Raw genomic sequence first — 16,287 nt, forward strand, 5'->3', positions numbered from 1 at the left:
GCATCATTCTCTCCCTGTGGGCGCATTTCACGCCTGCTTCGGTCCCCTCCGAAGGGGCCGGAATATAATCTTCGCATTGCGAAGTCAACTTCGATATACGAAAAAACAGTCTCAGGGCTTCAACGATGCCTCCAGCGCGGGCCAGCGGCGCAGCGATGCTTCGATCTCGCCGGCTGCATTGCGCAGCAGCGGCAGGCGGGTGCGCACCAGTTCGTCTTGCGAGATGCGGGTGGTGGAGGTGGAGCAGTTGATGGCGGCGATCACCTGCTTGTCCCGCCCCAGCACCGGCACCGCGACCGAGACGATGCCGTAATCAAGCTCGTCGAGCGCCGAATCGTAACCGCGCGCCGCGACCAGCGTCAGCCGCTCGTCCAGCGCCGCGCTCTCGGTCACGGTCCGTTCGGTAAAGCGCTGGAACGGGGCGGCGGCCAGCAGCGCCCTGCGCTCGGCCTCGGGCAGGTGCGCGGCGACGGCTTTTCCCAGCGAGGTGGCGTGAAACGGGAAGCGCGTGCCGACATTGGCCGCGACCCGGAACCGCCGGTCGGTGGAAACATGGGCGACATAAAGAATGTCACTGCCCGACAGCACCGCCAGCGAAGCGCTGTCGCCGGTCTGGTCGCGCAAGGCTTGCAGTGGCGGCAGCACCACCTGTTCGATCTGCATCGAGGCGAGGAACGCCGAACCGATCGTCAGCACCGCCGGGCGCAGCAGGAACTTGCGTTCGTGCTGCCCGACATAGCCGAGTTCGACCAGCGTGATCAGGCACCGCCGCGCGACCGCCGGTGGCAGCGCGGTTCGGGCCGCGACTTCGCTGAGGGTCATTTCCGGATGATCCTCGTCAAACGCCTTCAGCACGCGCAGACCGCGTTCGAGGGTCGAGAGGAATTCGGGGTTTTTGGCGCCCGGATCTTTGCTTTCGGCGTCAGCCCCTACGTATCCCATGGTCCGGCCTTTCGATGCTGCGGCGAATGTCCGCGTCGTCAGCCCCCAATACGGGGGGTGCGGTGACGCTGTCCATCCGCTCGCCATCGAAGCTGAGCGGGAACCGGATCGTGCGGAACTCGCCGTGCGGCCCATCGGGATCGGTGACTTCGATGCCGAGCACCTTGGCCTGCTCGGTCGCCAGCACTTCGGCGCTGTCGAGCACGGGGGAGTTGGGAACCTCCAGACCGGTCAGCACGTCCGCCCATTCGCTGCGCGGACGGGTGGCGAAGATCGGGGCGAGGAACGCCACCACATCCTCGTAATGCGCGATCCGCGCCTCGCGGCTTTCGAAGGCGGGCAGGCTCAGCATATCCGGCTTGCCCACGGCGGTTGCCAGATTTTCCCAGAACTTGGGCGGCGATGACATGTGCAGCGCCAGCCATTTGCCGTCGGCGCACTGGAACACATAGCTTTGGCTGACATGCGGGCGGCTATACGGCCCCATCACCTGATCGGCGGACAGCAGGTGGGTGAAATCATCGAGGTTGAAGTGGCACATCGCTTCGAACATCGACGTTTCGACCACCCGCCCCTTGCCCGTTGCGTGCCGTTCGTTGAGCGCCGCAAGGATGCCCAACGCGGTGTAGAACCCGGTCATGGCGTCGGCGATGGCGGGGCCGACCACGCGCGGATGTTCGGGATTGACCAGCAGCCGCAGAAATCCGCTCGCCGCCTGGGCCACGGTGTCGAACGCGGGACGGTCACGGTCCGGCCCCTCGGTGCCGAAGCCCGAGATCGAGGCATAGACCAGCGCCGGGTTGATGCCGTGGAGCCGGTCCGGGTCGACGTTCAGCCGGCCAGCCACGCCGGGGCGGAAGTTCTGGATGAACACATCCGCCGTTTCGACCAACCGATCGAGAATGGCCAGATCGTCGGGCTGTTTGGGATCGATGGTGATCGACCGCTTGTTGCGGTTATAGGTCTGGAAGTGCGGCGAATAGAGGCCGCCCTTGAACGAACGGAACGGATCGCCGGTGCCGGGCTGTTCGACCTTGATGACATCGGCGCCCAGATCGGCGAGGAGCATCCCTGCGGCCGGGCCGGTGATGAAGGTCCCCATTTCGAGAACGGTAACGCCTGCTAACGGTTTGGCCGCCATCCGCCTGATCCCACCTTCTTGCCTTGACAGTTCGATGATAGTATATTCTTCGCATACCGAAATCAACTTCGAATAACGAAAAAGGAATGCTCATGCGCATCGGCAAGCAGGATAACGCGGTCACCTCGATCTGCACCTCGGATGCGACCAGCATCACCGTGCGCGGGATGGACCTGTGCGACGAGGTGATCGGCAAGGTCGACTTCACCAGCTATTTCTGGCTGCTGGTGACCGGCACCATGCCTTCCGCGCCGCAAAAAGGGCTGGCCGATGCCGTGCTGTGCGCGATTGCCGAACATGGTCTGGTGCCGAGCGTGGTCGCCACCCGCATGACCTATGCCGCCGCACCCGAGGCATTCCACGGCGCGGTTGCCGCCGGGCTACTGGGCTGCGGATCGGTGGTGCTGGGCAGCGCCGAAGTGGCGGGCAAGTTCTACGCCGAGGTCGTGGCTCAGGCGGAGGCTGACGGCAGCGACCCTGCCGTCGTCGCAACTGCCGCTATCAAGGCTCTGCGTGCCGAGAAGAAGGTGATCCCCGGCTTCGGCCACCCCCAACATTCGGGCGGCGATCCGCGCGCGCATCGCCTGCTGGCGCTCGCCAAAGAACACGGCATGGAGGGCAAGCATATCGCCATGTTGCGCACGATCGAAGCGGTGCTGCCCGATGCGATCGGGCGCAGCCTGCCGATCAATGTCAACGGCGCGATCCCCGCCGTCATGCTCGACGCGGGCTTCCCGCTCGCGGCACTGAAGGGCATCTCGCTGCTCGCCCGCACCGCCAGCCTGATCGCGCATCTGCAGGAAGAAACCGAAAAGCCGATCGGTTTCATCATGAGCGGCGCTGCGGCGGAACGGATCGACTTCCAGCCCGATAGCTAGCGGGACGCGGCGGCGCATGGTCACCGCTTTGCCTGTAACCTTACCATGGGCGGGTCCGAACAGGTCGATGTGAGCCGATCAGGCGCACACTGGATCTGGAAAGGATTTGACCATGAAAACCACCATCGGACTTGCCGCAGCTTCGCTTGCTGCGGCTTCGCTGCTCGCGACCTCGCCCGCCATCGCGCAAAGCGCGGGCGCCAAGGAGAAGTGCTACGGCGTCGCGCTCAAGGGCAAGAATGATTGCGCTGCCGGGCCGGGCACCAGCTGCGCGGGCACCTCGACCGTTGATTATCAGGGCAATGCCTGGAAGTTCGTCGACAAGGGCGAATGCGCGAAAATGGGCGGTTCGCTGACCGCGAAGAAGGGCAACACCAGGCCGGTTCCCCAGAAGGACTGAACCTCCCTCTGGCACCCTGGATGCTGGCCGACATGAAGGCACCGACCTCCCCCACCTCCGCCCCCGCCGACGTCGGCGTGGGCCTCAAGCCGCAGCACTATATGCCAGCGCTTGAGGCGGTGTCGGCCAGCACCCCTTTTCCTGCCGGATGCCCGGCATGGTTCGAAGTGCACCCGCAGAACTATTTCGGCGCAGGCGGCCCGCCGCATCGCTGGCTTTCGGCTTTTGCCGAGCAGGTGCCGTTGAGCTTCCATTCGGTCGGCCTGTCGCTGGGCAGCGCCGACGGGGTGAACGTTCGGGAACTGGAGCAGCTTGCCGCGCTGTGTGATCGTTACGCGCCTGCGCTGGTATCCGACCACCTCAGTTGGAGCGGCAGCGCGTCCAACCGCTATCCCGATCTGCTGCCGGTGCCTTACACGCGGGGTGCGCTCGATCATTTCGCAGCGCAGGTCGCGCGTGTGCAGGACCGGCTGGGCCGCAGCATTCTGGTCGAAAACCCGTCGCGCTATCTTGCCTTTGCCGCGGACGAGATGACCGAGGCGGAGTTCCTGCACGCGCTGTGCGCCCGCGCTGGGTGCGGCTTGCTGCTCGACATCAACAATATCGAGGTTTCCGCGACCAATCTCGGGCTGGATGCAGACGCGATGGTCGATGAGGTCGAACCCGCGCTGGTGGGCGAGGTGCATCTGGCAGGCCACGCGCGCGAAGATCATGCGCATGGGGCGCTGCTGATCGACGATCACGGTTCGGCTGTGTCGGACGACACATGGCGGCTGTTCGAACGCTTCGTGCAGCGCGCAGGTCCGCGTCCCACCTTGATCGAGTGGGACACCGATGTGCCCGCCTTCGATGTGCTGCTGACCGAAGCCGGGGTTGCAGGCGCGATCATTCGGCGGGCTATGCGCCGACACCAGTCTTTCGCCGGGAAGCCCCATGCGCTGGCATGACGGCGGGCAGAGTGCGATGATGCAGGCGCTCGATTACGGCCCGGCGTTTCTGCCCGAGGGGCTTTTTGCAGGCTCGCCCGAACGGGTGCTGGCGGGCATGACCGTTCACGCCAACACCATTTCTCACGCGCGGCTGGTGGCGCTGGAAGAGACATTTCCGCGCACCCGCGAACATATTGGCCATGACCGGTTCAACGCACACTCCCGGTTGTTCATCCAACAGCCGGGAGTGACCGCAGCGGCGCTGGCGGAGATCGGCGCACAATTTCCGACGTTCCTGCGCGCAGCTGATGAAAGCGAGGGCGTGGCCGATCTGGCCCGGTTCGAATGGCTCTGGCTCCAGTCCTATCATGCTGCCGATGGTGTGCCCCTGCATCTCGGCGCGTTGGCTGGCCTGCCGCCCGAAGCCGTGCTCCAACACAGGCTGGCGCGCCACCCTGCGGCCATTGCCGGAACGTTTGCGCGGCTGGTGCACGATCTGATCGGCGCGGAGGTGCCCGGACTTGGCGATGCCGATGCGATCCTGATTGCCCGGCCGCACGCCGATGTGCTGGTATCCCCGGCCAGCGCGATCATGGCCGATCTGCTGATGGCAGCGGAAAATCCACTCACCATCGGTAACCTTTTGGCTGCGGCGTCCGAAACCCCTGGCAGCGAGGCAGCGCACGTGAATGCAATCATGCAATCGCTGATTGCGCTCATCAATGCCGGCGCGCTGAATGCGGCGTGATCGCCGGATTGCAATCGGGTAAGGGGATCGATGTGACCGCCATTCTGTCCAGCTATGATCGCGCTGTCGGGTTCGTCGGCGGCACTGCGATGCAGAGCCTTGCCCTGCTGTTCACCCGCGTCGTGCTGGCCGGGATCTTCTGGCGTTCGGCCCGCACCAAGGTCGAGGAAGGCAGCTGGTTTTCGATCAGCGACACCACCTATTTCCTTTTCGCCGAGGAATATGCGGGCGTTCCCTTGCCCAGCGATTTTGCGGCGGTGATGGCGACGGTGTCGGAGCACCTCTTCCCGATCCTGCTGGTGCTGGGCCTGTTCACGCGGTTTTCGGCCCTGGCCTTGCTGGGGATGACGATGGTGATCCAGATCTTCGTCTATCCCGAAGCGTGGTGGAGCGTGCACGCGGTCTGGGCGGCGCTGGCGCTGATGCTGATTCTGCGCGGCGGCGGGCAGTTGAGCCTCGATGCCGCGCTGCTGAAAGCGCGAGGCGCGGCATGAAAGCCGACGAAGCCACACTCGCCCGGCTGATGGCGATGTCGCAACAAGGCGACCGGCAGGCCTATGCCACGCTGCTGAGCGAGTGCCGGTGGTGGCTGAGCCGCTATTACAGCCGCTGGATCGCGCCCGCCCAGCTTGATGATCTGGTGCAGGAAACCCTGATGGCGCTGCATAACAAGCTCGCCACCTGGGATTCCTCGCGTCCGTTCCTGCCGTGGCTGGCGGCGATTGCGCGCTATCGCTGGGTCGATCACCTGCGCCGCCTGTACCGCGCTGACGAATGCGAGCTGGTGACGGATTTCGCCGGGCAGGATGAAGAACCGGCGATTGCAGCACGGATCAGCATCGACCGGCTACTGGGCCTGTTGCCCGACGCGCAGGCCCGCGCCATCGAACTGGTCAAGATCGAAGGGCTGAGCATTGCCGAGGCATCCCACGCCACCGGACAGAGCGAATCCCTCATCAAAGTCAATATTCACCGCGGCCTCAAGAAACTGGCCCACATGGTCGAGAAAGCCTGACGCATGACACATCCTTCCGACACCCTGATTGCCAACCTTGTGGGCGACCTTGAGCCGGTCAGGCCGCTCAGCTTTGCGCGTGGGCTGTTCTATGCCCTCGCTGCGGCTGGCGTATCGGTGCTGGCGGTGGTCGCTGCGTTCGGCCTGCGCGCCGATCTGATCGCGGGCCGGTTCGATCCGGTCTTCCTGATCGCGACCGGACTGTTCCTGCTGCTGGGGATTGCCGCTGCCGTGACCGTGATCGTCATGAGCCGCCCGCAGGTGGGCAATGATCACGGCGGCTGGGTCTGGGCGGCGGCGATGGTCGCCCTGTTGCCGGTGGCGGCAGTGATCGTCAGCCTAGGCGACGGAAGCGCAATGCTGGCGGGCGAAAGCGTCACGCACGGGTTGGAATGCCTGATTATCGGCGGAGTTTCGTCGCTGCTGGTGTTCGCGATACTGGTGGGCTGGCTGCGCAAGGGCGCACCGACTGCGCCCGACCGCGCCGGGCTGCTTGCGGGCGTCGCCGCCGGAAGCCTCGGCATCTTCGCCTTCTCGCTGCATTGTGCCGACAACGATATCGTCCATATCGGCCTGTGGCACAGCGCGGTCGTGCTGCTGATGGCGGGTCTGGGCCGCGCTGTGGTTCCGCGCCTTGTGCGCTGGTAAGCGGCAGCGCACCTCCATCGGCTAATCGAGCGCTTCTTGGCCGCCTGCACCCCTCGCGCGTCAGCAGCCTGATCGCGCAGGGGCGGCCCTGACGGGCGATGAGCCCTGTTGATTCTCGCGCCGATCACCTAAAGGCCGGCTCCGGCGTGCACAGAGCGCGCGGCCGGGCAGAAGGCGGCGCGCCCCGCGCGACCTGCCGCAGGCAAAGGGACGCACGTGACGATTGCAGAAATGACATTGCGGGATTTCGACGCCGGTGCGTTCCTGCGCGACCACTGGCAGCAAACGCCGCTGTTGATCCGCAACGCTTTCGATCACTGGGCGAACCCGATCGAGCCGGACGAGCTGGCGGGCCTTGCGTGCGAAGATTGCGTGCAGTCCCGCATTATCACTCGCCTGGAACAGGCATGGGAACTGGAACATAGCCCTTTCCCCGAAAGCCGCTTCACCCAGCAGGCACGCGCGCCGTGGACGTTGCTGGTGCAATCGGTCGACCACCATATTGCAAGCGTTGCGTCCCTGCTCGATCTGTTCCGGTTCGTCCCGAACTGGCGGGTCGATGATGTCATGGTAAGCTACGCGGTCGACGGCGGCGGTGTGGGCGCGCATTTCGATCATTACGATGTGTTTCTGGTGCAGGGCCTTGGGCGGCGCCGCTGGGAAATCGGTGCGCTATGCGATGACGACACGGCTTTGCTGCCGCACGACGGCCTGCGCCTGCTTGCCGATTTCCAGCCGACCCAGGAGTGGATTCTGGAGCCGGGCGACGTTCTGTATGTCCCGCCGCGCATCGCGCATCGCGGCACGGCCATCGGCGATGATTGCATGACCTATTCGATCGGCTTTCGCGCCCCGTCACGCGGCGAACTGATCGAGGCCTGGGCCGACGATATGGTGCCAGATCTGTCGGACAGCGACCGCTACGAAGACCCGCATCTGGTGCAGCAGGACAATCCCGGCGAAATCGGCGCGGATGCGATCGAGCGGATGCAGGGCATGATCGCCGAATTGTTGCAGGACCAGACCCGCTTCGCCCGGTGGTTCGGGCAATACAACACCGCCCCGAAGAACCCCGAGATCGACTGGCGGCCGGAGCATCCTGCCAGCGCCGATGACATCCGGCAGTGGCTGGCAGCAGGCACCCCGCTGGTCCGCAATCCCGCCAGCCGGTTCGCTTTCATACGCCAGTCGCCGTCATCGGTGCTGCTGTTTGCGGACGGGCACTGTTTTGCGTGCCGCGATGCGGCGGCCGATCTTGCGCAGAGGATTTGTGCCGAGGTGCAGACAATGGTCGCACCGGATTGCGACCCGGAAGTGCTGGAACTGATCGCCGCTTTGTTCAACGAGGGCAGCCTCGCCTTCGATAGTCCGGACTAGGCCGAGGTTTCCTCGAACTGCCCCGGTGCGATTCCGGCAAGGGTCCAATCGCCGATCGACCAGCGCACCAGCCGCAAGGTGGGCAGGCCGACCGCCGCCGTCATCCGGCGCACCTGCCGGTTGCGACCTTCGCGGATCGTGATGCGCAGCCAGCTGTCGGGGATGGACTTGCGCTCGCGGATCGGCGGATCGCGCGGCCAGAGCGCCGGCGCTTCGATGCGGTCGACCTCGGCGGGCAGCGTCATGCCGTCCTTCAGGCGAACTCCGGCGCGCAGGGGTTCCAGGTCGTCCTCCTGCGGGTTGCCTTCGACCTGCACCCAATAGGTCTTGGGCAGTTTGAACCGCGGATCGGCAATCCGCGCCTGCAGGCGGCCATCGTCGCACAGCAGCAACAGCCCCTCGCTGTCGCGATCGAGCCGCCCGGCCGGATAGACGCCTTTCGCATCGATGAAGTCGGAAAGCGTCGCCCGCACCGTTGGCGAACCGCGATCGGTGAATTGCGACAGAACGCCGAAGGGTTTGTTGAACAGGATCAGCCGGGCCATCCCCGACTCCATATTGATGGATTGCAGCGCTGTCTTCAGGCTTGTCTTCAGGCCCGCGGAGCCCTTTTCGCTGTCAGGATTTGCGCTTCTTGCGGGCAGCATAGCGCGCATCACGAGCAGCCTTGAGCTCTGCTTCGGACTTCGGCGGGGCTGCCGGCTTTTCACGCTCACGCTTGGCTTCTGCCTGTGCTTCGCGTTCGCGAAGGCGGGCTTCTTCCTTTTCCGCGCGCTTGGCCGCTACCTTCGCATCGCGCTCCTGCTGCCGCGCGACTCGGGCCGCCACCTCGGCGGGATCGAGCTTGGGCGCGGCCTTCAGCTTCTTCAAAGCGCTGGTCTTGGCCCGGGCCGAAGCTGCGGCGCGGTCCTGAAACCCCGGTTCTTTGTAGCCCTTCATCGTCATTCCTCGTCAAAATCATGTGTGCCGCAGTGCAAGACCGGGTCTGTTAACGGCGCGTGTGGTCGAAACTGGTCGTGGGGGCAAGGGCGGTCACGATCCGGCCGCCCGAAACGCGGGGCTGAAGGAGGGTTGCAGACCGACGCAATTCCTTTGTTGTAACACCAGCGCACTCACCATTTGCCAACTTCGATCAGGGAAATTCGGGATCCACGATCCTACACGGTCGCACGTCCACATCCACCATATCCCATCCATCCCGGCACTGGCCCACGCATCCGCTTCGATTGCGCAAAGTTGCGCATCGGAAGCGCCGAGCTTCCACTTCCAGGGGCCTGTCGGTTCATCCTTCGAGGTTTCGCATGCGTTCATCCCTGCTGACTGCCGCCGCCACCCTCTCGATCCTGACGCTTGCGGCATGCGGCTCGAATGATGCCGGGGATGATGCCCGAGAAACGCCCCGGCCTACGGCGCGCGCAGACACCAACGGCGCAGACGCGATGGCCTCGCGCGATCCCGGTTCTGAGCCGGATCCGGGGATGGCGCAGGCCAACAACATTCCGGATCCCGAGGATCGGCCCGTCATGCAGGCCCAGGTGGTGCTGGAGCGGCTTGGCTTCGGTCCGGGCGTGATCGACGGGAAGCGAGGCATGTCGTTGAGCAATGCAATCGCGGGATTCCAGGAATCGCGCGATCTTCCGGTCACAGGCGAACTCGACGAGGCAACCCGGCAGGCCCTTGCGCAATGGGATGATATTGCCGCCACCCGCGTGGTGACCGTTCCGCAGGATTGGGGGGATATCGCATTTTCCGAAGTGCCCGAAGACGCGGCGCAGCAGGCGCAGATGAAGCGTCTGGGATATGAAGACATGGCCGAGAAGCTGGCCGAGCGCTTTCACACCACGCCCGAAGTGCTCGCCGCGCTGAACCCGGGCGGGCGGCCAGCCGGTTCACCGGCAAGTGCCGATGCGCCGGGTGAGTCCGGCCCACGCTACAATCCCGGCCAGCAGTTGCGCGTCCCAAATGTCGGCGCCGACCGGATTGTCGCATCCGAAGTCGACAACAAGGATTGGCTGGAAACCCTGCGATCGCTCGGTGTGGGCACTGACCAGCCCGAGGTCGCCCGGATATTGGTCGACGAATCCGAAGGCTGGCTGAAGGCCTATGACAGGGATGATCGGCTGGTTGCGCTGTATACCGTCACCACCGGGTCACGGAACGATCCGCTTCCCGTGGGGGACTGGCAGGTGACCGGCGTCGCCTATAACCCGCCCTTTGCCTATGATCCCGACCTGTTCTGGGACGTGCCCGACAGTGCAGAGGACCTACAACTCCCGCCGGGACCGAACGGTCCGGTGGGCGTGGTCTGGATCGATCTGACCAAGGAGCATTACGGGATCCACGGCACGCCTGCGCCCGAAACCATCGGCCGCGCGCAAAGCCATGGCTGCGTCAGATTAACCAACTGGGACGCTGCACGGCTGGCGCAGATGGTCAGTCCGGAAACGCAAGTGGTGTTCAGGAAGTAGAGTCCGCCTGCTCTAGTACGAGCCGCGCGCTGCGAACACGCTGGGCACCGTCATCACGATGATCCTGAGATCGCGCAGCACGCTTTTGCTGCTGACATATCGGGCATCGATCAGCACCCGCTCGAAATAGCGGACATCGCTGCGTCCCGAGATTTGCCACAGCCCGGTAAGTCCCGGACGTACGAGACAGTAGAGCGCAAAATGCTGGCCGTACCGCTCCGCCTCGGCCTCGACGATCGGTCGCGGCCCGACAATGCTCATCTCGCCGCGCAACACGTTGATCAACTGCGGCAGTTCATCGAGGCTCGATTTGCGCAGGAAGCTCCCCAGCGGGGTGACGCGGGGATCGTTGCTGAGCTTTTGCGACTCCCTCCATTCACGCGCGGCGCGCGGATCGGCCTGCAGCAGCGACTCGAGTCGCGCTTCGGCATCGATCACCATCGTGCGGAACTTCCAGCACAGAAACGCGCGCCCGTCCTTGCCGATACGGCGGTGTCCGAAGAACACCGGGCCGGGATCGCAGATTTTCGTTGCCAGAGCGATCAGCGCGAATAGCGGAAGAAAAAACAGCAGCGCGACGCTGGCGATGACAATATCTATCGCTCTGGAAATCATTCCCGGATCATACACGGAGAAAGGAACGGGCTGGCTGGTGGTCTTTGCCGGCATGTTCGATTGATGGTGCATGTTTCCTGCCTATTTTGATCTTGTCACAATCTCTACGATGGAACCGAGATTCAACAGGACTAGGCCAAGGCGCCGCCCCGGAGTCGCCATCCTGTTGCAGGCAAGTGTGTAGAAACATCGCCGAAGCGTGACCTTAGGACAGGTTAATATCCGCCTACCTTATCGCAATCCGGTGCTGCAGGAGGCTCGGTTCGTCCTATTTCGATAGGAAGTGCAAAAAACGCTAGAACGCCGCGAAGGATTGAGCGAACAAGGTGATGCAAGAGAATGCGCGGGTTAAGCGCATCGCGCATTTCCGGGGAGCGGCAATGATGAAGATCGCAGGACTACAGAGCGGAGCGAGGCCCGCGAACCCAACCCGGGAAACGCGGGGGCGGCGCAGCGACCGGCCGTTTCCCCGACCGGTGCGATTGGCGATCATGCTGGTGGTGCCGGTGACCTTGTGGACCGCAGTCTTCTTCGCGGTGCGCGCGCTCTTCTGAAACGGGCGAGTCCGCGATTAACCGGGGGCGCCGCCTGGCGGGGCAATGGGCGTGACCGGACAGGGAAACGTTTCCTGCAACGCCGACACCACCACCGATGCCGCCTGCGCCGTGGTGAGCGACGGATTGGCGACCAGATGCGCCTCGAACACATCGGCGAGCTGGCCGAGCGTAAGGTCGCGGGGAAGGCACGGATCGCCGCCGCCCAGCCATTCCCGGTAAGATCGCGCCGCATCTGCCGTCGCGGCAAGATAGGCGAAGCAGTAGCTCCGCCCGAAGCTGGAGCTTTCGCGGCATTTGCGCAGCAGCTCGCCGGCAGATTCGAACCCCTCGACCGGATCGGACGCGAGCGTGCCCCGGCTGCTCTGCGCAGCAAGCGGTATGACCGGCACAGCCGCTGCCAACGCCAGACCGATCAGCGCTGCGCCCCGATGGCCAAACCTCATTGCGACCGATCTTCTGCCGTCGCGAGGCGCAGCGGACGGGCCTTGAACGCGGCGGGCGCTGCGGGACGCACGTTGCCTGCGGGCAATGCGATGGTTCTGTTGCCCGCGTCATTGTCGGGCGCGCTGACGGCCGCCAGGGTTTGCTGCGGCTCAGGCGTGACAGCGGACCGCGCGTTCCATTCCGCGATCAGCGGCTCGCGCCCGGCATAGGCTGACGAGAACGCCTGAGGCCGTCCCGCATTTCCGCGCCAGCGATAGAACACGTGGCGTCCGATCTGGCCGGTGTAATCGAGGGAGCGGCTCCAATACGGCTGCACGTAGTCGGCGTGATAATGGGTCGACAGCCCGACGTCTTTTGCCACCATCCCGCCCAAGGCTGCCTTGGCGACGAGATTGGCCTTGCGCCACAGGGTGGGCATCGGGGCGCGGGCGCGCGAACCATCGCAGGTGAAGGTGAACTGGCAGCCGGTCGACAGGTGCTGGCCTTCGAACACCACGCCGCACACGCTGTTGGGATATTCCGGGTGTCGCACGCGGTTGAGAACGACCTGCGCGATGGCGCGTTGACCGGCTTCGGGCTCTATCGCGCCTTCGTAATAGATCGCTTGCGTCAGGCAATCCTCGGCGCGGCGCGGGCTGGCCGCATCGCCATAGGATGCGATGAAGGGCACGGCGGGATCGATCGCGATCTGCACCGGCTGGGATGCCGGCACCGCTTCGCCGCTACGCGACTGCGGATCGTGAGCCGCTGTCAGGTTGGGCAGGGCGGCTTCGAAGCTGGCCGAATTGCCGGATTGTTCCGGCACGACGAACAGCACCGCCGCCGCCAGCATCGCTGCAGCGCGCAGGCCCCAGGCGTAGCGTTTGCCCGCCCGGTTCGAGCGGGGGGAGGGCGCGCGGTAGGCGAAGCTGGTATTGGCAGTCTGTGCGGAAGACATAGGCGTCGCGGTTCTCCTCGGAAAAATTGAGCGAGGGGGCTGCGGGGCATCGCGTCGCGCACGGCGCTGCCGCAAAGGCGGCGCTGCGGCCCTAAAATGGGTTGTTATCCTCGCGCTTTGTGCGGGGAGCCGCCCTAGGCCCGCGCTGTGCCCCTCAGCCAGCGGGGCAGAAATTGGGTAAGCGCCCAGCGCCATGTGAAGGGCCGATCCGGCCGGTGGCGGATCGCGCGGGCCGCATGCGCCAGCGCATTGGTGGTGCGCCCCCCTGCCAGAAACAGCTCGCGTTCGGCGCAGGCGATGAAGAACAGGTGCGCGACCCCGGCGCGCTTCATGTCATCGCCATACCGCGCCATCAGGATGCGGCGAGAAACGCGGTTGGCGTGCGGGTTGCGCGAGACGCGGGCGGCGCCGCCTTGATGCGTCATATCCCCGCTGTCGTGATAGCGCGCGGCGGGTGCAGCCACGCAGTCCGCTTCGAAGAAGCGGGCGACGCGCAGCACGAGATCGTAATCCTCATTGGCGGGGAGCGCGGTGTCGAAGCCGCCGACCAGATCCAGCGCCGCGCGCCGGAACATGGTTGTCGAACCGCTGCCCGTCACCACGTTACGGGCCAGCAGGTCGCGGTAGATCCAGCCGCGATGCCGTGCCTCGTGCACATGGCGCACGCCGTCTGCGCCGAGGCTTTCGAAGCCAGTGTAGACGAGGCCGAGCCGGGGCGAACCGCGCATGAAGCATTCGGCCTGGGCGGCGAGTTTTCCGGGAAGCCATTCGTCATCGGAATCGAGCAGAGCGACAAATTCGCCGCGCGCTTCGGCGATGCCGCGATTGCGCGCGGCAGCGACCCCGGCATTGGGCTGGGCGACGAGCCGCAGGCGCGAGTCGGTGATCGCTTCGAGGGCGGCGCGGGTGTTATCGGTCGAACCGTCGTCGACCACGATGATCTCGAACCGGTCGTAATCCTGCGCGAGCGCGCTGTTCACGGCGCGCGCGATGGTTGCGGCGCGATTATAGGCGGGGATGACGACACTGATGAGCGGGAGGGTGGCGGTATCGGTCGTTGCTGCCGGGGACGGCGCAGGCTGCGCCGGGGCCGGTCCGGGCGGTCCGGAACCCAGCGGCAGGCTGCCTGTGCGATAGCTATCCGGCGGCGGCGGGTTTCCCAGCCGCGCCAAGGCATCGGTACAGCGCTGCGCAAGCGCTGCTTCGTTGGCGCCAAGATCGGCGGCCAGCATATGAAAAGCCTCGCCAAGCGGCTCGCGATAGTTCTGAACCCGCCCCTCGATCTGCAACAGGCGGGTAATCCGTTCGAGCACGGCGAGGCGCGATCCGAGCCCTTCGCGGCTCATCCCGCCCGCCGATAGCGAGTGTGCACCGGTACGGCGGTAAAACCCCGCGCCCTGCGCTGTCGGTGCAAGAACATTGCCCCGCACCAGTCCGCGCATCATGATGTCGCCATCGTCATTGACCCCGATGTCGGGATCCCAGCCGCCGCTGCGATCATAGGCCTCGCGGCTCCACAACACGCTGCAGGGCGGGTGATACCAGCCGGTGAGCCATGCCGCGAGGTCATCCTGCCCCGGGCGGCGCGGTGCGCAGGACGGCGGCGCCCAGACCCATGCCGGGCCGCTTCGTTCGAGCCGATACCACGGTGCGACCGCGATCTCGCCCGCGCCCGCTTCCAGCGCCGCGACCATCGCCTCGAGCGTTTCAGGCGCGATCAGATCATCCGCGTCGAGGAACATCAACGCCTCGCCCTGCGCTTCGGCCGCGCCTGCCAGCCGCGCCCGGCTGGCACCGCGCATCGCTACCTCGATCACCCGCACCGGACTGCCGAAGCTGCGCGCGACATCGCGGCTGCCGTCGGCCGAGCCATTATCCGCGACGATGATCTCGTGCGGCGGGTGCGTCTGGTTCAGCAGCGAGCGGATTGCTGCGCCAAGATAGACCTCGGAATCGAGGCAGGGGATGACGACCGAGACTTTCACCCGATCACCTCGAGCGCCTCCTCGACCCGCGCGATATCGATGGTGAGGTCGCGGTCGAGCGGGTGATCGGCCTCGCCCGCCTGCTCGTGCAGCAGCCAGTAGCCAAGCCCGAGGCTCGCAGCGAGCGCGTAGAAATTGGGATTGGGAAAGCCGGGATCGGCCATTTCGACCACATGACCGGCCTCGGGACAGAACAGCATATTGGTCAGCCCCGCGCCGTGCGGAGCCAGCAGCACGCGGGTCTGCTGCATCATCCGCACCTGTTCGGGAAAGGCGAGGTCTTCCATCAACACCTTTTCGAAGCCGCGCCGGTGCAGCATCGCCCATAGCGCGCTCTCGTTGGTGATCCGCCGCCCGCGCGATTTCTCGCGGCTGATGAAGATGCGGCGATGGGGTGCGGCGGCGCTCGAGCCGGGTTCGGCGAAGGCATCGCGCACCGCGCGCATATGGGCGGGGTCGAAGCGGTCGGTGCCCACCAGCGTCAATTCGTCCACTTCGACCGGACGCGCAGGGTCGAACGAGCGGAACGCTTCGGGATCGATCCCCAGCATCCGCATGCTCGCGTCCATTACCCGCGTACGCTGGCGCGGCATCAGCACCTCGCCCAGCATCCCGCGCTCCTTGAGCAGCAGCAGCTTGGGCAGGTGCGCGGTAAGCCAGTGCGAATGGTTGTGATAGGCGCGCTCGAGAATCCACGTGGCGCGGGCGAAGTGCTGAGCCGAGCCCTTTTGCATCGCTGACTGCGCGGCGTGACCCGCCCGGTGCGAAATCTCCCGGCATTCCAGCGACGTATCGTCGGCTGTGATGATGGCGGGGAAGAAATCGCGCTTGCCGGGCGTGTGGAAGAACAGCAGGCGGACATCGGGAATGCGCGCGATCCAGCTTTCGGACACCGCGCGTTCGGGCACGTCATATTGCGAATAGCCCCACAGCGCGCCGTCGCGGCTAAGCGCGTCGCGCTGCGTCACGTTGCGCGGCAGCGGAAAGGCGCTGCGCGAGGCGGGACGGATCACCTGCTTGGTGTGCAGCCTGCCGATCCGCGCAAGATATTCGTCCAGACCTTCGCGCGTGCGCCAGCGCCAGCCGAGCAAGGCGGGCGGGACGCCGTGTTCGACCGCGCGTTGGGGCATCCGCTTGAGGTGCCACAGCATTGAATAGGGCAGGTCGGCCAAAGGCATCTGCAGCGTTCCGCTCTTCATGTTC

General features: G+C 65.3%; 19 protein-coding genes. 10 read left to right on the forward strand and 9 right to left on the reverse strand.

From position 1 onward, the window contains the following. Positions 1 to 111: 111 nt before the first annotated feature. Together Q0L48_RS06830 and Q0L48_RS06835 are read right to left on the reverse strand one after the other, a co-directional pair. Positions 112 to 942 (reverse strand): IclR family transcriptional regulator C-terminal domain-containing protein, encoded by an 831-nt coding sequence (locus Q0L48_RS06830; RefSeq protein WP_296718837.1) that lies wholly within the window; start codon positions 940 to 942, stop codon positions 112 to 114. Continuing rightward, positions 923 to 2,083: a CaiB/BaiF CoA-transferase family protein gene (locus Q0L48_RS06835; protein WP_296718839.1), complete on the reverse strand. Its 1,161-nt coding sequence runs from the start codon at positions 2,081 to 2,083 to the stop codon at positions 923 to 925. Before Q0L48_RS06835 ends, Q0L48_RS06830 begins: the two co-directional genes overlap by 20 nt. A 92-nt stretch (positions 2,084 to 2,175) precedes the next feature. On the opposite strand from Q0L48_RS06835, the gene Q0L48_RS06840 reads away from it, so the two are divergent. The 8 genes from Q0L48_RS06840 to Q0L48_RS06875 all read left to right on the forward strand — a co-directional run bounded on the left by Q0L48_RS06840 (position 2,176) and on the right by Q0L48_RS06875 (position 8,078). Continuing rightward, on the forward strand, positions 2,176 to 2,961 hold the full coding sequence (locus Q0L48_RS06840; protein ID WP_296718841.1) for a citryl-CoA lyase: 786 nt from the start codon (positions 2,176 to 2,178) through the stop codon (positions 2,959 to 2,961). Positions 2,962 to 3,073: 112 nt separating this feature from the next. Next, on the forward strand, positions 3,074 to 3,361 hold the full coding sequence (locus Q0L48_RS06845; RefSeq protein WP_296718844.1) for a DUF2282 domain-containing protein: 288 nt from the start codon (positions 3,074 to 3,076) through the stop codon (positions 3,359 to 3,361). A 32-nt stretch (positions 3,362 to 3,393) separates the two neighbouring features. After that, on the forward strand, positions 3,394 to 4,308 hold the full coding sequence (locus tag Q0L48_RS06850) for a DUF692 domain-containing protein (protein ID WP_296718848.1): 915 nt from the start codon (positions 3,394 to 3,396) through the stop codon (positions 4,306 to 4,308). Continuing rightward, complete coding sequence (locus Q0L48_RS06855) at positions 4,295 to 5,038, forward strand: putative DNA-binding domain-containing protein (protein WP_296718850.1); 744 nt, start codon at positions 4,295 to 4,297, stop codon at positions 5,036 to 5,038. The genes Q0L48_RS06850 and Q0L48_RS06855 overlap by 14 nt, the downstream gene beginning before the upstream one ends. A 32-nt stretch (positions 5,039 to 5,070) precedes the next feature. Continuing rightward, positions 5,071 to 5,532, forward strand: coding sequence for a DoxX family protein (locus tag Q0L48_RS06860; protein WP_367274023.1), 462 nt, complete (start codon positions 5,071 to 5,073; stop codon positions 5,530 to 5,532). Next, positions 5,529 to 6,053 carry a sigma-70 family RNA polymerase sigma factor gene (locus Q0L48_RS06865; RefSeq protein ID WP_296718852.1) on the forward strand — a complete coding sequence of 175 codons (525 nt, stop codon included), beginning with the start codon at positions 5,529 to 5,531 and terminating at the stop codon, positions 6,051 to 6,053. Before Q0L48_RS06860 ends, Q0L48_RS06865 begins: the two co-directional genes overlap by 4 nt. A 3-nt stretch (positions 6,054 to 6,056) precedes the next feature. Continuing rightward, a complete protein-coding gene (locus tag Q0L48_RS06870) occupies positions 6,057 to 6,701 on the forward strand; it encodes a DUF1109 domain-containing protein (protein ID WP_296718854.1) in 645 nt (214 codons plus the stop codon). Between the two features lie 231 nt (positions 6,702 to 6,932). Beyond that, complete coding sequence (locus Q0L48_RS06875; protein ID WP_296719672.1) at positions 6,933 to 8,078, forward strand: cupin domain-containing protein; 1,146 nt, start codon at positions 6,933 to 6,935, stop codon at positions 8,076 to 8,078. Here Q0L48_RS06875 and Q0L48_RS06880 read toward each other — a convergent pair. Beyond that, entirely contained in the window at positions 8,075 to 8,623 is a 549-nt protein-coding gene (locus Q0L48_RS06880) for a pseudouridine synthase (RefSeq protein WP_296718856.1), read from the reverse strand. The two genes, Q0L48_RS06875 and Q0L48_RS06880, sit on opposite strands and share 4 nt — an antisense overlap. Before the next feature lie 73 nt (positions 8,624 to 8,696). Further along, positions 8,697 to 9,017, reverse strand: a complete 321-nt coding sequence (locus Q0L48_RS06885; RefSeq protein WP_296718858.1) for a DUF6481 family protein — start codon at positions 9,015 to 9,017, stop codon at positions 8,697 to 8,699. Between the two features lie 362 nt (positions 9,018 to 9,379). Between Q0L48_RS06885 and Q0L48_RS06890 the strand changes: the two genes are divergently transcribed. Continuing rightward, on the forward strand, positions 9,380 to 10,546 hold the full coding sequence (locus Q0L48_RS06890) for a L,D-transpeptidase (RefSeq protein WP_296718861.1): 1,167 nt from the start codon (positions 9,380 to 9,382) through the stop codon (positions 10,544 to 10,546). Between the two features lie 12 nt (positions 10,547 to 10,558). Here the strand turns inward: Q0L48_RS06890 and Q0L48_RS06895 are convergent, their stop codons facing one another. Next, the gene (locus tag Q0L48_RS06895) at positions 10,559 to 11,233 is read right to left on the reverse strand and encodes a sugar transferase (protein WP_296718862.1); all 675 of its coding nucleotides are present in this window, start codon (positions 11,231 to 11,233) and stop codon (positions 10,559 to 10,561) included. A gap of 308 nt (positions 11,234 to 11,541) precedes the next feature. Between Q0L48_RS06895 and Q0L48_RS06900 the strand changes: the two genes are divergently transcribed. Beyond that, entirely contained in the window at positions 11,542 to 11,715 is a 174-nt protein-coding gene (locus tag Q0L48_RS06900) for a hypothetical protein (RefSeq protein WP_296718865.1), read from the forward strand. A gap of 17 nt (positions 11,716 to 11,732) precedes the next feature. Here Q0L48_RS06900 and Q0L48_RS06905 read toward each other — a convergent pair whose 3' ends face one another. The 4 genes from Q0L48_RS06905 to Q0L48_RS06920 form a co-directional block, all read right to left on the reverse strand. Beyond that, on the reverse strand, positions 11,733 to 12,161 hold the full coding sequence (locus Q0L48_RS06905) for a Rap1a/Tai family immunity protein (protein WP_296718866.1): 429 nt from the start codon (positions 12,159 to 12,161) through the stop codon (positions 11,733 to 11,735). Next, a complete protein-coding gene (locus tag Q0L48_RS06910) occupies positions 12,158 to 13,099 on the reverse strand; it encodes a cell wall hydrolase (RefSeq protein WP_296718869.1) in 942 nt (313 codons plus the stop codon). Before Q0L48_RS06910 ends, Q0L48_RS06905 begins: the two co-directional genes overlap by 4 nt. A gap of 134 nt (positions 13,100 to 13,233) precedes the next feature. After that, complete coding sequence (locus tag Q0L48_RS06915) at positions 13,234 to 15,084, reverse strand: glycosyltransferase (protein WP_296718870.1); 1,851 nt, start codon at positions 15,082 to 15,084, stop codon at positions 13,234 to 13,236. Continuing rightward, positions 15,081 to 16,283 (reverse strand): DUF563 domain-containing protein, encoded by a 1,203-nt coding sequence (locus Q0L48_RS06920; protein WP_296718873.1) that lies wholly within the window; start codon positions 16,281 to 16,283, stop codon positions 15,081 to 15,083. Before Q0L48_RS06920 ends, Q0L48_RS06915 begins: the two co-directional genes overlap by 4 nt. Positions 16,284 to 16,287: the final 4 nt, after the last annotated feature.

The organism is Erythrobacter sp. (genome assembly GCF_024305245.1).
In the GTDB taxonomy this organism is placed as follows: Bacteria; Pseudomonadota; Alphaproteobacteria; order Sphingomonadales; family Sphingomonadaceae; genus Erythrobacter.

Bases quoted from the DNA above. Each gene is read 5' to 3' on its own strand.
- Q0L48_RS06830 (WP_296718837.1), bottom strand. From the start codon at position 942: ATGGGATACGTAGGGGCTGACGCCGAAAGCAAAGATCCGGGCGCCAAA.
- Q0L48_RS06835 (WP_296718839.1), bottom strand. From the start codon at position 2,083: ATGGCGGCCAAACCGTTAGCAGGCGTTACCGTTCTCGAAATGGGGACC.
- Q0L48_RS06840 (WP_296718841.1), top strand. From the start codon at position 2,176: ATGCGCATCGGCAAGCAGGATAACGCGGTCACCTCGATCTGCACCTCG.
- Q0L48_RS06845 (WP_296718844.1), top strand. From the start codon at position 3,074: ATGAAAACCACCATCGGACTTGCCGCAGCTTCGCTTGCTGCGGCTTCG.
- Q0L48_RS06850 (WP_296718848.1), top strand. From the start codon at position 3,394: ATGAAGGCACCGACCTCCCCCACCTCCGCCCCCGCCGACGTCGGCGTG.
- Q0L48_RS06855 (WP_296718850.1), top strand. From the start codon at position 4,295: ATGCGCTGGCATGACGGCGGGCAGAGTGCGATGATGCAGGCGCTCGAT.
- Q0L48_RS06865 (WP_296718852.1), top strand. From the start codon at position 5,529: ATGAAAGCCGACGAAGCCACACTCGCCCGGCTGATGGCGATGTCGCAA.
- Q0L48_RS06870 (WP_296718854.1), top strand. From the start codon at position 6,057: ATGACACATCCTTCCGACACCCTGATTGCCAACCTTGTGGGCGACCTT.
- Q0L48_RS06875 (WP_296719672.1), top strand. From the start codon at position 6,933: ATGACATTGCGGGATTTCGACGCCGGTGCGTTCCTGCGCGACCACTGG.
- Q0L48_RS06880 (WP_296718856.1), bottom strand. From the start codon at position 8,623: ATGGCCCGGCTGATCCTGTTCAACAAACCCTTCGGCGTTCTGTCGCAA.
- Q0L48_RS06885 (WP_296718858.1), bottom strand. From the start codon at position 9,017: ATGAAGGGCTACAAAGAACCGGGGTTTCAGGACCGCGCCGCAGCTTCG.
- Q0L48_RS06890 (WP_296718861.1), top strand. From the start codon at position 9,380: ATGCGTTCATCCCTGCTGACTGCCGCCGCCACCCTCTCGATCCTGACG.
- Q0L48_RS06895 (WP_296718862.1), bottom strand. From the start codon at position 11,233: ATGCACCATCAATCGAACATGCCGGCAAAGACCACCAGCCAGCCCGTT.
- Q0L48_RS06900 (WP_296718865.1), top strand. From the start codon at position 11,542: ATGATGAAGATCGCAGGACTACAGAGCGGAGCGAGGCCCGCGAACCCA.
- Q0L48_RS06905 (WP_296718866.1), bottom strand. From the start codon at position 12,161: ATGAGGTTTGGCCATCGGGGCGCAGCGCTGATCGGTCTGGCGTTGGCA.
- Q0L48_RS06910 (WP_296718869.1), bottom strand. From the start codon at position 13,099: ATGTCTTCCGCACAGACTGCCAATACCAGCTTCGCCTACCGCGCGCCC.
- Q0L48_RS06920 (WP_296718873.1), bottom strand. From the start codon at position 16,283: ATGAAGAGCGGAACGCTGCAGATGCCTTTGGCCGACCTGCCCTATTCA.